The sequence below is a fragment of the Kitasatospora sp. MBT63 genome, assembly GCF_000710465.2.
In the GTDB taxonomy this organism is placed as follows: domain Bacteria; phylum Actinomycetota; class Actinomycetes; order Streptomycetales; family Streptomycetaceae; genus Kitasatospora.
On sequence record NZ_JAIZ01000086.1, the window covers coordinates 1 to 13349 of the forward strand.

The 13349-nt window shown below is 71.1% G+C and carries 10 protein-coding genes and 1 pseudogene; all 11 read right to left on the reverse strand.

Annotated elements, in window-relative coordinates:
* Positions 1 to 50: 50 nt before the first annotated feature.
* The gene (locus AA75_RS05775) at positions 51 to 1577 is read right to left on the reverse strand and encodes a DUF4153 domain-containing protein (protein WP_082526283.1); all 1527 of its coding nucleotides are present in this window, start codon (positions 1575 to 1577) and stop codon (positions 51 to 53) included.
* A 535-nt stretch (positions 1578 to 2112) separates the two neighbouring features.
* Positions 2113 to 5181, reverse strand: a complete 3069-nt coding sequence (locus AA75_RS05780; protein ID WP_149037966.1) for an Ig-like domain-containing protein — start codon at positions 5179 to 5181, stop codon at positions 2113 to 2115.
* A gap of 163 nt (positions 5182 to 5344) precedes the next feature.
* Entirely contained in the window at positions 5345 to 6298 is a 954-nt protein-coding gene (locus tag AA75_RS05785) for a carbohydrate ABC transporter permease (protein WP_033818674.1), read from the reverse strand.
* Positions 6295 to 7311 carry a carbohydrate ABC transporter permease gene (locus AA75_RS05790; protein ID WP_033818675.1) on the reverse strand — a complete coding sequence of 339 codons (1017 nt, stop codon included), beginning with the start codon at positions 7309 to 7311 and terminating at the stop codon, positions 6295 to 6297. The genes AA75_RS05785 and AA75_RS05790 overlap by 4 nt, the downstream gene beginning before the upstream one ends.
* A 146-nt stretch (positions 7312 to 7457) precedes the next feature.
* Entirely contained in the window at positions 7458 to 8822 is a 1365-nt protein-coding gene (locus tag AA75_RS05795; RefSeq protein ID WP_033818676.1) for an ABC transporter substrate-binding protein, read from the reverse strand.
* A 285-nt stretch (positions 8823 to 9107) separates the two neighbouring features.
* Positions 9108 to 10325: a cytochrome P450 gene (locus AA75_RS05800; RefSeq protein ID WP_033818677.1), complete on the reverse strand. Its 1218-nt coding sequence runs from the start codon at positions 10323 to 10325 to the stop codon at positions 9108 to 9110.
* Positions 10326 to 10471: 146 nt separating this feature from the next.
* Positions 10472 to 11719: a cytochrome P450 gene (locus AA75_RS05805; RefSeq protein ID WP_033818678.1), complete on the reverse strand. Its 1248-nt coding sequence runs from the start codon at positions 11717 to 11719 to the stop codon at positions 10472 to 10474.
* On the reverse strand, positions 11716 to 12345 hold the full coding sequence (locus AA75_RS05810) for an ATP/GTP-binding protein (protein WP_033818679.1): 630 nt from the start codon (positions 12343 to 12345) through the stop codon (positions 11716 to 11718). Before AA75_RS05810 ends, AA75_RS05805 begins: the two co-directional genes overlap by 4 nt.
* The gene (locus AA75_RS05815) at positions 12326 to 12694 is read right to left on the reverse strand and encodes a DUF742 domain-containing protein (protein WP_051811901.1); all 369 of its coding nucleotides are present in this window, start codon (positions 12692 to 12694) and stop codon (positions 12326 to 12328) included. Before AA75_RS05815 ends, AA75_RS05810 begins: the two co-directional genes overlap by 20 nt.
* Positions 12691 to 13101, reverse strand: coding sequence for a roadblock/LC7 domain-containing protein (locus AA75_RS05820; RefSeq protein ID WP_033818680.1), 411 nt, complete (start codon positions 13099 to 13101; stop codon positions 12691 to 12693). The genes AA75_RS05815 and AA75_RS05820 overlap by 4 nt, the downstream gene beginning before the upstream one ends.
* Positions 13101 to 13349: pseudogene (locus tag AA75_RS49080) on the reverse strand (ATP-binding protein); the annotation flags it as partial. The gene AA75_RS05820 and the pseudogene AA75_RS49080, both read right to left, overlap by 1 nt.

Consider the following 13349-nt stretch of genomic DNA (forward strand, 5'->3'; position numbering starts at 1 on the left):
CCCGCCGACGCCACCCCGCCCGCCCCGCCCACCCGCACGGGCCCTGCCGCTTACGGGTACTCGTCGCCCGTCCGAACACCCAGCCGTCGGCAGGCCTTGGACGCGTCCTGCGGCACCGGACGGTCCCGCAGGATCGCACGGGCCCGCGCCTCGGAGAGACTCGTCGCGTACCAGGGCGCACCGTCGGCGAGGTCCGCGCTGATCAGTTCCAGGGCACACGCCCGCCGGTCGCCGGTGAGCCGGTCGAGCGCCGGGACGGCGTCGGCGGACAGGCTCCGCAGGTAGGCCACGTCGACCTTGCCGGTCCGCTCGTACCGGGCAACGTTCTGCTCGGCGATCAGCGAGTCGGGGGTGATCAGGCCGAGCACCGCGGCACCCACCACGGCGCTGAGCACCACGGCCCTGGGCAGCCAGCGCTGGGAGCCCATCAGCACCGCCACCACGATCAGGACGAACACCACCCCGAGCCAGAGCTCGACCGCGGCGACCGAGACCCGCAACCGGGTCAGCCCGAAGGCGTCGACGTACAGATGCATGCGGTACATGGCCGAGGCCACCACGGCGACCGTGAGCGCACAGAGGACGCTCAGCAGCACCCGCACTGTCAACCGGTCCCCCGCCGTCGCACGCGGCGCCCACCGCGCGGCGAGGACCACCACGGCAAGGGTGAGCACGATGACCCAGAGCAGCTGCCAGAACCCCTCCCTCGCGAACTCCGCGGGGATCACACCGGGCTTGGTCCTGACCGCGTCGAGGCCGCCGCCGAAGACCGCAACCGCCTGGACGGTGACGAAGACGCCGAACAGCAGGCTGAGCGCCGTCATGGGCAGCGCCCATTCCACCAGGCTTCGGGGCTTGCCCGGTGCGATCGGCAGCCGGTCCCACCGGCGCGGGGCCGCGACGGTGTGTGCCGCCCCCAGCGCCACCAGCAGGCCCAGCACGAAGAGCAGGACCCGCAATGGCAGGTCGTCGACGTCGATGCTGGGCGTCAGGTCGCCAAGCAGGTTCGCCACCGTCTCGTCGGCGCTGGCGAACAGTGCACCGAAGACGACCAGCAGGCCCACCGAGACGGCCACCGCCTTCAGTACCGGCACCACCCGGTTGCGGGACGGAAGGTTGTCCGTCCGCAGCCCGGCTGCGGCCCACGGCACGGAGGTCATCAAGTGACCCCAGAAACCCACCGATCCGAGCAGGACACCCGCCCATCGGGTGCCGCCGTGCAGGGCCAGCGATCCCACCCCTGCGGCGACGAGGATGGCCACGGCTGTCGGCCAGGCCGCGGCGCTGACCGCCGGAACGATCAGCAGACCCAGCGCGGAAGCCGCCCAGACCAGCGTCCAGGGCCGGGCCCGCCGATGGGCGGACCGGGCCGTCAGCGCGGCCACACCGGCCGCCGCGAGCGCGCAGATCAGCAGGTTGACACCCAGTCCGTCGCCGAGCAGCAACGCCGTGACCAGCCCTGCCCCGATCCCCGCCAAAGCGACCCAGGGGCCGGGAGACGCGGGCTTCTGCGGCTCGGTCGCCTTGACCCAGGCCGGCGGTGGCGTCTGGGGGTACGGCGAGCGGTACGGATTCATCTGCGGCGGGACCGGAGGCCGCCCGGCCTGCGGCCCAGCGGCACGCGGCGCACCAACTCCGGCACCGACACCGGCACCGGTACCGGCAGAAGTTCCGGCCCCAGCAGGCCCGGCCCCCGTAGCCCCGAACGGCTTCGACACGGGCGCCCCTACAGGCGTACCCACAGGCGTACCCACGGACGCGGCGGCCCCGGGCGCGGAACCGACCCCGACCCCGGACCCCGCCCCGGCCCCAGCCCCAGCCCCGGCCTCAGCAACCCCAACACCCGGTTCGGGCGCCTCAACACCCGGCGCGGACACCTCCGCCCCGGGCTCCGACGGAGTGGGTGGATTGGACGATGTGGAAATGACTCCCCCTCAGGACGACCGGGCACGTCAGAGCCTCGCCGGAGGCCCGGGCGGAGGCCCGGCACGTGCGAACCCTGGCGACTCTAGGCCCGAACCGATCGTTCTGAACAGGTTCAAAACCCCGGAGGGGCGCCTGTGTCGCAGAGTTGTGACACAGGCGCCCCTCCGGGGCCGACAGCGGGTCCGGTCAGTAGGACCCGTACAGCGAGTAGGCCAGCGAGTCCTTGACCGCCGGGCCGAAGTCGGACGGCCAGGTGCCGAACGGCACCCCGCTGCTGCTGTAAGCACCCTGCCCCGCGGTGCCACCGCTGTAGTTCATGTTGTTGACCGAGGAGGTGGTCCCGTTGCTGTTGTAGACCAGCCAGTAGGTGGTGTTGGCGGCCAGCGTGACGCTGACCGGCACCGTGTTCCAGTCGTTGACCGACAGCGTGCCGCTCGCGGTGGAGACCACGAGGGTGCCGGGCGAGCCCGCGTTGTCGGTGTAGACGGCCAGTTGGTACTGGTTGTTGGGGGCCGCACTGACCGAGCCGACGTGGACGCTGAGCGAGGTCAGCGGCACGGGCGCGGCGCCAGTAGTGATCTTGCTGCCGTTCATGTGGTTGGAGTCGGTGTCGTCGATCAGGGTGCCGACCGCCGTGTTGCCGATGGTCTTGGGCGGCGCGCCGCCCGTGGTGAAGGCCAGGTTGTAGGGCGCGGCCAGGGTGTTGCCGGCGGTGTCCTTCACCCCCTGCACGGTGGCGGTGAAGCCGGTGGTCAGCGCGAGTGCTGCCGACGGCGTGAAGACCGCGCCGTTGGTCGCCGAGTCGTACGTCACGGTGCCCGCCACCGGCGTGGAGCCGGAGGTGGTCTTCAGGGTTACGGTCGAACCGGACACGGTCGCCGGGTTGAGCGGCTCGCTGAAGTTGAAGCGGACCGCCGAGGACGGGGCGACGCCGGTGGCGCCGGACGCCGGGGAGGTCCCGGTGACGGTCGGTGCCGTGGTGTCCTGCCCGTAGGTGACGCTGTACGAGCCGACGGTGCCGTCGAAGAAGGCGTAGGCGACGCCCTTGATGGTCTCGCTCCGGTAGGTCAGCGCCTGGCCCTGCCGGCTGATGCCGGTCAGGGTGCCCGCCGCCGAGGTCACCGGGACCATCGCGCGCAGGCCGTTGGTGCCGCCTGTGATGTCGAAGGTGAGCTTGTTGGCGTTCCACGCCATCTTGCTGAAGGCCGAGCCGTTGCGCCCGTCCAGCCAGGTGAGCATCTGACGGCCCGACACCACCGGGGCGCCCTTGGCCTTGGCGGCCGAGATGATCGCGTCGGACGCGGTGGAGGCGGCGTAGTCGGTGTGGATGTTGGCGGTGAGGGCCGCGTAGTAGCCCTGGCTGCCGTAGGCGGCGTCCAGCAGGGTGTTGACGGTCGAGGGGTAGGACTGGCCGGACTCGTCGGTCAGCTGGGTGGTCGCCTGGTACTCGTCGATGACGCTGCCGTCGGTGTCGGCGAACTTCATGATCTGGCCGGTGCCGTTGAAGTAGCCGGCCCGGTCCTTGGTGAAGGAGGCCGGATAGAAGTAGTAGTCCTCGTCCAGCCGGATCCCGTTGGCCAGCTTGGTCTTGGCCTGGGTCGCCCAGTCGTCCCACTCGACGCAGTGGGTGCGGCTGCTGGCCGGCGTCGGCAGCGTGGAGTACTTGGACTTCCACTCGCCCAGCTGGGCGGCGTAGACGGACTGGAGGTTGGCGGCGGTCCCCCACGGCTTGCAGCCGGTGGTCACGTGCACGCCGACCTCGAAGCCCTCGTCGGTGTAGGCCTGGGCCTGCGCCGGGGTCATCGGGTCGTCGGTGTAGATGTACGAGGAGCCGCGCACGCACTCCCAGTTGGCCACGTTGCAGCCGGGCGGGCTCTGCGCGATGTAGCCGTCCCAGCGGCCGACGGTGCCGCCGATGCCGTGGTCGTCGCCGCTCATCACCACGACGGCCTTGACGTCCCGCGGGAAGTACCAGAACCGCGGCAGGGGCTTCTTGGCCAGGTCCATGGTGGTGATCAGGTTGGCGAGCAGGCGCTGCTGCTCGTCGGCGATCGGGATCAGCGCCTTGTCGAGGTTGTTCCAGTCCGGCTGGCCGCCGGTGCCGTAGAACATCTCGCTGGCCTCGTAGCCGTCGGTGGAGTCGCGCTGCTGCCCGGCCCAGGCGATGTTGCCCTGCCGGGTCTGGACCACGGACTTGGCCAGGTCGAAGGTGAACGCGGCGGCCCGGCCGGTGCCCGCGGTGCGCAGCGTGACGGCGGGGTTGGCGGTGGCCGTGTTGGCGTCGCTGTAGAGCGTGGCGACGGCGGTGGCGCCGTTCAGGGTGTACCGGTCGGCGGTGCCGTGGAAGCCCATGGTGTCGGCGGTCAGTCCGGCGCCGGGGGCGGCCGAGGTGTCGATCTTCAGGTACGAGTCGCTGAGCGTGTCGGGCGTCGCGGTCAGGCCCAGCAGCGGTGCGAGCTGCTTGTCGGGCCGCATCGCGATCAGCCGGCCGCCGCCGTTGGTCCAGGTGGTGAACATGCTCACCTGGGCCGGGGTGAGCGACGACTCGCCGAGCAGCACCACGTCATAGGAGGCGAGGGTGGCGGCCGAGACCCCGGAGAGGTCGCTGACCTTGTAGTAGTTGAGGCCCTCGGCCTTGAGGATCTCGGTGTAGTACCGGGTGTAGGGGTTGGCCGGGTTGCTGACGAGCAGGATCGGCCCCTCGTTGCCCGGGCCCGCGCCGGGCGGGGTCACGGTGCCGGCGTCCGGCGTGTACGTCGCGTACATCGAGAAGCTGACGCTCTCGGTCGCGGCGGTGCCGAAGGCGGCCGGCCAGGTGCCGAAGGCGGTGCCGCCGACGCTGTACCCGCTGGTGCCGCCGCCGGCGTACTTGAGGTTGTTGACCGCCGCCGAGCTGCCGTTGCTGTTGTAGGCCAGCCAGTACGGGGTGTTGGGGGCGAGGGTGGCCGTCAGCGCCAGGGTGTTCCAGCTGTTGGCGCTGAGCGTGCCGGAGGTGCTGCTGGCGAGCAGCGAGCCGGGCTTGCCGGACGCGTCGGTGTAGATCCCCACCTGGTACTGGTTGTTGGGCGCGGCGTCGACGGCGCCGACGTAGACGCTGACACTGCTGACCGCACCACCGTTGGAGCCCGTGACGTAGCGCGAGGTGTTCATGTGGTTGGAGTCACCGGAGTCGGTCGAGCCGCCGACCGTGGTGGTACCGAGCGTTGCCGTGCCAGCCGCCTGGGCCGGGGCCGCGACCAGTGCCGCAGCTGCCATCAGGGCCACCACCAGGCCCGACACACGTTTCCTGAACCTCACACGAGCCCCCAGATCGGATTACCACACCAGCGGCGGAATCGCCGCTACCGGTGTACCGGCTGGAAGGCGGTCATGTCCTTGGAATCACCACATTCCTGGGACAGGTCAACCCGAAATCCGGTCAGCCCTTGACGGAACCGGCCAACAGACCACGCACGAAGAAGCGTTGCAGCGCGAAGAAGACGGCCAGCGGGACGATCAGGGAGAGGAAGGCCCCGGCCGTCAGCAGCTCCCAGCGCCCGCCGAACGACCCCGAGAGCTGGGCCAGCCTGGCGGTCATCGGCGCCACGTCGGCCGACCCGCCGGCGAAGGTGAGCGCCACCAGCAGGTCGTTCCAGACCCAGAGGAACTGGAAGATCGCGAAGGAGGCGAGCGCCGGCGTGCACAGCGGCAGCACGATCGAGGTGAAGATCCTGAAGTGCGAGGCGCCGTCCACCACCGCCGCCTCCATCAGGTCCCGCGGCAGCTGGGAGATGAAGTTGTGCAACAGGAAGGTGGCCAGCGGCAGCGCGAACATCGTGTGCGCGAGCCAGACCGGCGCATACGTCCCGCTCAGGTCCACCGCCGGGACGATGGTGAGCGAGCCGAGGTGCGCACCTCCGGAGAACAGCCGCAGCAGCGGGATCAGCGCCATCTGCAGCGGCACCACCTGCAGTGCGAAGATCACGAAGAAGACGGTGTCGCTCCCCTTGAAACGCACCCAGGCCAGCACGTACGCCGCCATCGCCGCCAGCACCAGCGGGAAGAGCGTGGCCGGCAGGCTGATCGCCAGCGAGTTCACCAGGTACGGCATCAGGCCGCCGCTGACGCTGAAGCCACCCTCGAAGAGCACCGTGTGGTAGTTGGACAGGGTCAGGTCGGGGTGGACGAACACCTCCCACCAGCCGCTGCTCGCCACGTCCTGCTTGGGCCGCAGCGAGGTGGCCAGCAGGCCGAAGGTGGGGATCGTCCACAGCACGGTCACCACGATCACCACCAGCGAGCCGAGCGGGCTGCCGAGCGACTTGCGGGCGGTCCGGACCCCGGCCGCCGCCGCCCGGGCGCGGGCGGTGCGGCCAACTGCGGTCTCGCTCATCGGGTCGCACGCTCCTTGCGCAGTTGGACGATGTTGTACGCCACCAGCGGCAGCACGGCCACGAAGAGGATCACCGCGAGCGCGCTGCCGCGGCCGACGTTGTACTGCACGAACGACTGCTCGTACATCTCGTTGGCCAGCACCTGGGTGCCGAAGTTGCCGCCGGTCATGGTGCGGACGATGTCGAAGGCCTTCAGTGTGGTGATCATGACGGTGGTCAGCACCACCACCAGGGTGGTGCGGATCATCGGGACGGTGACGAACCAGAACAGCCGGACTCCCCCGGCACCGTCCAGCCGGGCCGCCTCGGTGATCTCGTCCGGGATGGCCTTGATCGCCGCGGAGAGCACCACCATGGCGAAGCCGGTCTGGACCCAGACCATCACCACCATCAGCAGGAAGTTGTTGAGCGGCTGCGACAGGATCCAGTTCGGCGGGTGTTCCCAGCCGAGGCTCACGGCGAGTTGGCTGAGCAGCCCGACCTGCGGCTGGGCGGCGTCCCGGGCCTCGTAGACGAACTTCCAGATGATGCCGGCGCCCACCAGTGAGACCGCCATCGGCATGAAGATCAGCGACTTGTAGACCGCCTGGCCCTTCATCCGGTCGACCAGCAGCGCGAGCAGCAGGCCGAGCCCGGTGGCCGCGAGCGGTGCGACCACCAGCCACAGCAGTGTGTTCTGCAGCACCTGCTGGACGGACTCGGTGGTCAGCGCCCAGACGTAGTTCTTGGCACCGAGGAAACGGGTGGAGTCGTCGTTGCGCAGGCTCAGGAAGACGGTCCGCAGCAGCGGCACGACCAGGCCGACGAAGAGCAGCAGCAGGGCCGGCCCGAGCAGCACCAGGATGGTGAGCGGCCGGGACAGCCGTCCGCGGACCAGACTCGTCAGGCCGAACACCACCAGCAGCGCGACCACGAACCCGACCATGGCGACGGTGCTGTTGAGGAGTTTGACCGACGCGTCCGCCCATGCCGATTCGGCCAGCCGGGCGGTGGCGAGCGAGGCCGTCGGCATACGGAGGTCCTTCCACGGGTGACGGCCCGCACGGGCGGGCGGGCCGGAGGAGGTCGGGGTCGACCGGAGCGGTCAGGGACGACGCCGGGCGGGAGAGCGGCGGGGGCAGCGCGGGTGGGTGGACCCGCGCTGCCCGGTGGGGCCGGCTACTGCGGCCAGGCCGCGTCGATGTCGGCCGCCACCTTCGGGATGGCCTGTCCCTCGGCGAACCAGGCGGTGAGCGACTTCCACTCCTGCCCCGCGCCGACGGCGGCGGGCATCAGGTCGGAGCCGTCGAAGCGGAACGTCGCCGCCGGGTCGGTCAGCGCGTCTGCCGAGAGCCGGTCGATCGGGTCGGTGTAGAGGCTCTTGTCCACGCCCTGGTTGGCGGAGACCCAGCCCTGCGAGACCCTGACCCGGCTGCTCGCCCAGTCGGCGCTGGAGAGGTAGTCCTGCACCGCCTGCACCTCGGGCCGGTCGGAGAAGGCGGTGACGAACTCGCCGCCGCCCTCGACCGGGTTGGTGACCGACGGGTTCACGGCCGGGAGGTGGAAGGCGAAGATGTCGCCGTCCGGCCCGATGCTGGTGCCCTGGGGCCACTGGGCGCGGTAGAACGACGCCTGCTGGAGCATCCAGCACTTGCTGCTCAGGATGGGGGTCCCGGCGTCCTGGAAGGTGGTGGTGGCGATCGACTTCACGTCGCCGATGCCGCCGTTGACCCAGGCCGGGTTCTGCATCCAGCCGGCCACCGTCTGCATCGCCTCGGTGATCTTCGGGTCGCTGAACTTGAGCTTGTGGCTGACCCACTGGTCGTAGACGTCACCGCCGTGGGTGCCGAGCACGACCTCCTCCAGCCAGTCGGTGGCCGGCCAGCCGGTGGCGGTGCCGGAGCCGATCCCGCCGCACCAGGGCTTGCCCCCGCCGGCCTTGGCGATCTTGTCGCTGAGCGACATCAGGTCGGCCCAGGTCTTCGGGACCTCGTAGCCGGCCTGCTTGAACGCCTTCGGCGAGTACCAGACCAGCGACTTCATGTTGGCGCTCATCGGCGCGGCGTAGAAGGTGCCGTTGACCGAGCCGTAGGTCTTCCAGACCGGGCTCCACTTGTCCTCGTTGGCCACGGTCCGGGCCGGCGGCTTCACTACCTTGCCGGTCTTCACCATCTGGGCGAGCAGTCCGGGCTGCGGGACGATGGCGAAGTCCGGGGCGTTCCCGCCGGCCACCCGCACCGGGAGCTGGGACTCGAAGTCCGGGGAGCCCTCATAGACGATCTTGATGCCCGTACAGGAACTGAACTCGGACCAGGACTTCTCCAGCGAGTCCGACTCCGGGCTGCGGATCGACGCAAACATCGTCACCTTGGTGCCGGAGTGGCCGGCATAGGCCTGGTACTTCGCGCAGTCGCCGGTCAGCGGGGCGGCGTCCGCCCCGTCACCCTTGGCGGACCCGCCCGAGCTGTTCGAGCAGGCTGCGGCAAGTACCAAGCCGAGCACGGCTGGTACGGCAAGCAGGCGGCGCCGATGCGTCCCGTTCATCGGCATCCCTCGGTCGCGGTCGAAGTGGCGGTCAATGAGTCCTCCTCGTCAGGGCATGGGCATGCCAGCAGTACGACAGAACAACACTGCGCTGAACCGGAGATTGTCTACCCAGCGATCGCTGGCTTTTAGACGTTAACCCACCAGTCATTCGTGGCCAAGGCATGCGTTCGACCTTCACCGGCCGGTGCCTCAGTCGTAACACGGCTGTGCTGCGGCACCACGGCGAAGCGAGGGCCGGGCAGGCGCCCGGCCCTCGGTACACGCACCGGACCCGAGCCGGGCTCAGAGCCGGACCGGCAGCTCCCGCAGGCTGTTGACCACCATCGACGGGCTCGGCCGCAGCTCCTCGTCGCCGACCGCGAGCGCGAGGTCGGGGAAGCGCTCGAACAGCGCCGGCAGCGCGATCCCGGCCTCCAGCCGGGCCAGCGGCGAGCCCGGGCAGACGTGTGGGCCGTGGCCGAAGGACAGGTGCCGGATCGGGTCGCGGGTGAGGTCGAACACCTCCGCCGTGATCCCGTGCTGCGCCGGGTCCCGCCCGATCGCGTTGTACGAGATCAGTACCGGCTCGCCCTGCGGGATCACGGTGTCCGCCACCTTGATGTCCTCGCTGGCGAAGCGGAACAGGAAGTTGCTGGTCGGCGGGGTCCAGCGGAGCGACTCCTCGACCGCCGACGCCCACCCGACCTGCCCCGAGCGCACCAGGGCCAGCTGGTCGGGGTGGGTGAGCAGGGCCCGGACCGCGTTGCTGATCAGGTTGACGGTGGTCTCGTGACCGGCCGCGATGATCACCCGCAGGGTGGCCGCGGCCTCCGCGTCGCTCAGCGCACCGCCCTCGACGTCGGCCGCCAGCAGGGCGCTGGTCAGATCGTCGCCCGGGTCGGCCCGGCGGGCCGCCACCAGGTCGGTGACGAAGGCGTTCAGGGCGGCGATGGTCGCCGGGACGTCCTCCGGCTCGGTGGTGCTGCTGAAGAAGCGCTCGTACAACTCCCGAATGTAGGCGTGGTCGCGCTCCGGCACCCCGAGCAGCCAGCCGATCACCGACATCGGCAGCGGGAAGGCGAACACCGTCTTCAGGTCCACCACCGGTCCGGCCGCCGCCAGGTCGTCCAGCAGCTTCGCGGTGATCTCCTCGATCTTCGGCCGCATCAGCTCGACCCGGCGCGGAGTGAAGGCCTGCGCCACGATCGCCCGCAGCCGCCGGTGCTTGGCACCGTCCGTGGTGACCATCGACGGTCCGGGCACCGCCAGACCGATCAGCGGCCACGTCTTCGGCACCTCGCCGCGCTGGTACGCCGCCCAGTGCGCGGCGTCCTTCACCAGCCTGTGGTCGGTCAGCAGCTCACGGGCCTCCGCGTGCCGGGTGACCGCCCAGCCGCGCACCCCGCCGAGCAGTTCGACCGGCACCACCGCGCCGGCCGCGCGCAGCCGGGCGCCCTCCGCCACGTTGTCGCTCGCCATCGGGTCCATCACGATCGGGTCCATCACGATCGGGGCGGTCATCCGCTCACTCTCCATCACTCACGGGTCGGGTCGGTCGGCCTTGGGCAGTCGTGCGGGCGCGCCCGCACCGGGCGGCCCGGGCGCACCCACGGCGGACACAGGGGCGAACGCGGCCGGGGGCCGGTCAGGTTCGGACGCGGGCCGGTTCAGTCCGCCACGTAGCCCGGCGTGAACGCCACCGGCAGCGCCACCAGCGCCCGCACCCAGGCCGACGGCCGCCACACCAGCGCGCTCTCCGCCACCGCGAGCCGCAGGTCCGGCAGCCGGTCCAGGAGCACCTCGATCGCCGTGGTCGCGATCACCTCGGCCGCCTCGGCCGCCGCGTGCGGACACCCGTGGTCCCCGTAGGAGAAGCTCAGGTAGGCCCGGTTCCCCTCGGCCGGACGCCCGCCGTCGGGCCGCACCGCCGGGTCCGCGTTGGCGCCCGCGAACCCGAGCAGCACCATGTCGCCCTTGCCGATCCTCTGGCCGCCGAGCTGGGTGTCCCGGGTCGCCCAGCGGCCCGCGAAGATCTGCGTCGGGGTGTCCTCCCAGAGCGCCTCGCCGAGCGCCTGCCCGATCGAGCGCCGGCCGCCCGAGAGCGAGGCCGCGAACCGGTCGTCGGTGAGCATCAGCCGCAGCGCGTTGGAGATCCAGTACGCCGTGGTCTGGTGGCCCGCGATCAGCAGCACCCGCAGGTCCCGCATGATCTCGTCGTCGGTCAGCCCGGCCTCGTGCGCCACCAGCACCGAGGTCATGTCGGCGGCCGGGTTCACCCGCCGCTCCTGCACCAGCTCCAGCATCACCGCCAGCAGGTCGACCGCGCCGGCCTGGGCGCCGGGCCCGCCGTCCACCATCGCCACCAGCGCCCGGATCAGCCGCGGCGTCTGGTCGTCGCCGAGCCCGAACATCCGGCACAGTGCCAGCAGCGGCACCTGGTGCGCGTACTCGGCCACCAGGTCCGCCTCACCGCGCCCGGCGAACTCGTCGATCAGCCGGTCGGCGATCTCCTCGCAGTACTTCTTCAGCTCGTACGGGTCCACCGACGCCAGCGCCTCGTCCACCGCGGCCCGGCGGCGCTGATGCTCGGCGCCCTCCGCGTACATCACCGAGGGGGCGGAGGTCATCATCGGCCTCAGGGGCCAGTCCGCGGGGATCTCCGGCCACAGGTGCCAGCGGTCGGAGTCCCGGCCGAACACCTTCGACTGGCTGGTCACCAGCTGCAGTTCGCGGTACCCGATCACCAGCCAGGCCGGCACGCCGCCGGCCAGCTCCACCGGGGCCACCGGACCGTGCGTCGAGCGGAGCTCCTGGTAGACCTGCGAAGGGTCGGTCTGGAACCGCGGCCCGTACAGCGGGGCGGCGCCGGCGTGCGCCGGGCAGCCGGGCGGCGGGGTGGTCGCGGGCTCGGTCACAGCGTCTCCTCCACAACAGCTCTCTGGGCTTCGGCCAGCCGGTGCAGGTGCCGCAGCAACTCGATCAGCACCTGCTTGCTCGACTCCCGGTCACGGGCGTCGCAGTCCACCAGCGGGACGTGGTCCGGCAGGTCCAGCGCCGCCCGGACCTCGGCCAGGGTGTGCGCCGGGCCGTCGAAGTTGTTCCGGGCCACCACGAACGGCGTCCCGTGCTGCTCCAGCCGGTCGATGGCGTACCAGGACTCCTCCAGCCGGCGGGTGTCGACCAGCACCACCGCGCCCAGCGCCCCGGAGAACAGCCGGTCCCACAGGAACCAGAACCGCTCCTGGCCCGGCGCGCCGAACAGGTACAGCACGTGCTGGTCGTTGAGGGTGATCCGGCCGAAGTCGAAGGCGACCGTGGTGGACCGCTTGTCGCGGACCGCCGACAGGTCGTCGATCCCCTCGCCCGCCCGGGTCATGGTCTCCTCGGTGTTCAGCGGGCGGATCTCGCTCACCGCACCCACCAAGGTCGTCTTGCCGACCCCGAAACCCCCGACCACCACGATCTTGAGCGCGTTCTCCGCGGTGCTGCGCAGCGGCACCCGGTGGGCGAGCACCACGGTGTCAGAGCTGTTGGAGACCATGGAGCACCTGCTTCAGCATGTCGAGATCGGGCAGGCGGGCCTTGTTCGGCGCGAACCTGGGGTGGCGGGCCGTGATGGTGCCGGCCTCCAGCAGGTCACCGAGCAGGATCTTCACCACGCTGACCGGCAGGCCGAGCTCGGCCGCGACCTCGACCACGGCGGTCGGGGTCGCGCACAGCCGCAGGATCCTGGCGTGCTCGGACTGCATGCCCGGCGCCGCCTCCCGCTCCGTGACGATGAGCGTGACCAGGTCGAAGGCGTGCTCCGGCGGGCGGCTGCGCCCTTTGGTCACGGTGTAGAGCCGGTCGGGGTCCTCGTCCCGGCCCGGCAGGTTCCGGGGGGCGTTCACACCCCGGCCTCGATCTCGCGCGGCGGGGCGCTCAGGTACGCCCCGATCTGCTCGATCAGCCCGTGCATGTTGTGCCCGACCACGCCCACGTCGGCGTCGTCGTCGGTGACCACCGCGAGGTGCGCGCCCTCACCGGCCGCCACGATGCACAGGATGCCGCCGTGGAACTCGGTCATCGACTGCCGCACCCCGCCCGACCCGTCACCGAACTCGATCGAGGCACCGTGCGCGAGGCTCTGCATCCCGGAGGCGATGGCGGCGAGCTGGTCCGCCTGGTCGGTGCCCAGCCCGAGGGTGTGACAGAGCTTCAGGCCGTCCGCCGACAGCACCAGGGCGTGCCGCGCCCCCGGAGTGCCGCTCACCAGGTTCTCCAACAGCCAGTCGAGATCACGGTCGGTGCTGCTCATCAGGAATCGTCCTTCGGGAGAGCGTCGGTGGTTTCCGGCCCCTGCTGCAGGGCCTTCCGGAAGGCGCCGAAGCGGGCCGCGGACAGGGCCGCGCCGCCGGGGCGTACGGGCTGCGCCGACGGAGCCGGCGCGATGGTGCGGGAGGCGGTGGTGGCGCCGGTCAGGGTCGAGCCGCGGCGGCGCTGGGGCAGGCCGCCGGGCCCGGCCGCACCGGAGTCGCCCGGGGCGCCGTCGGCCGGGGTGCCGGC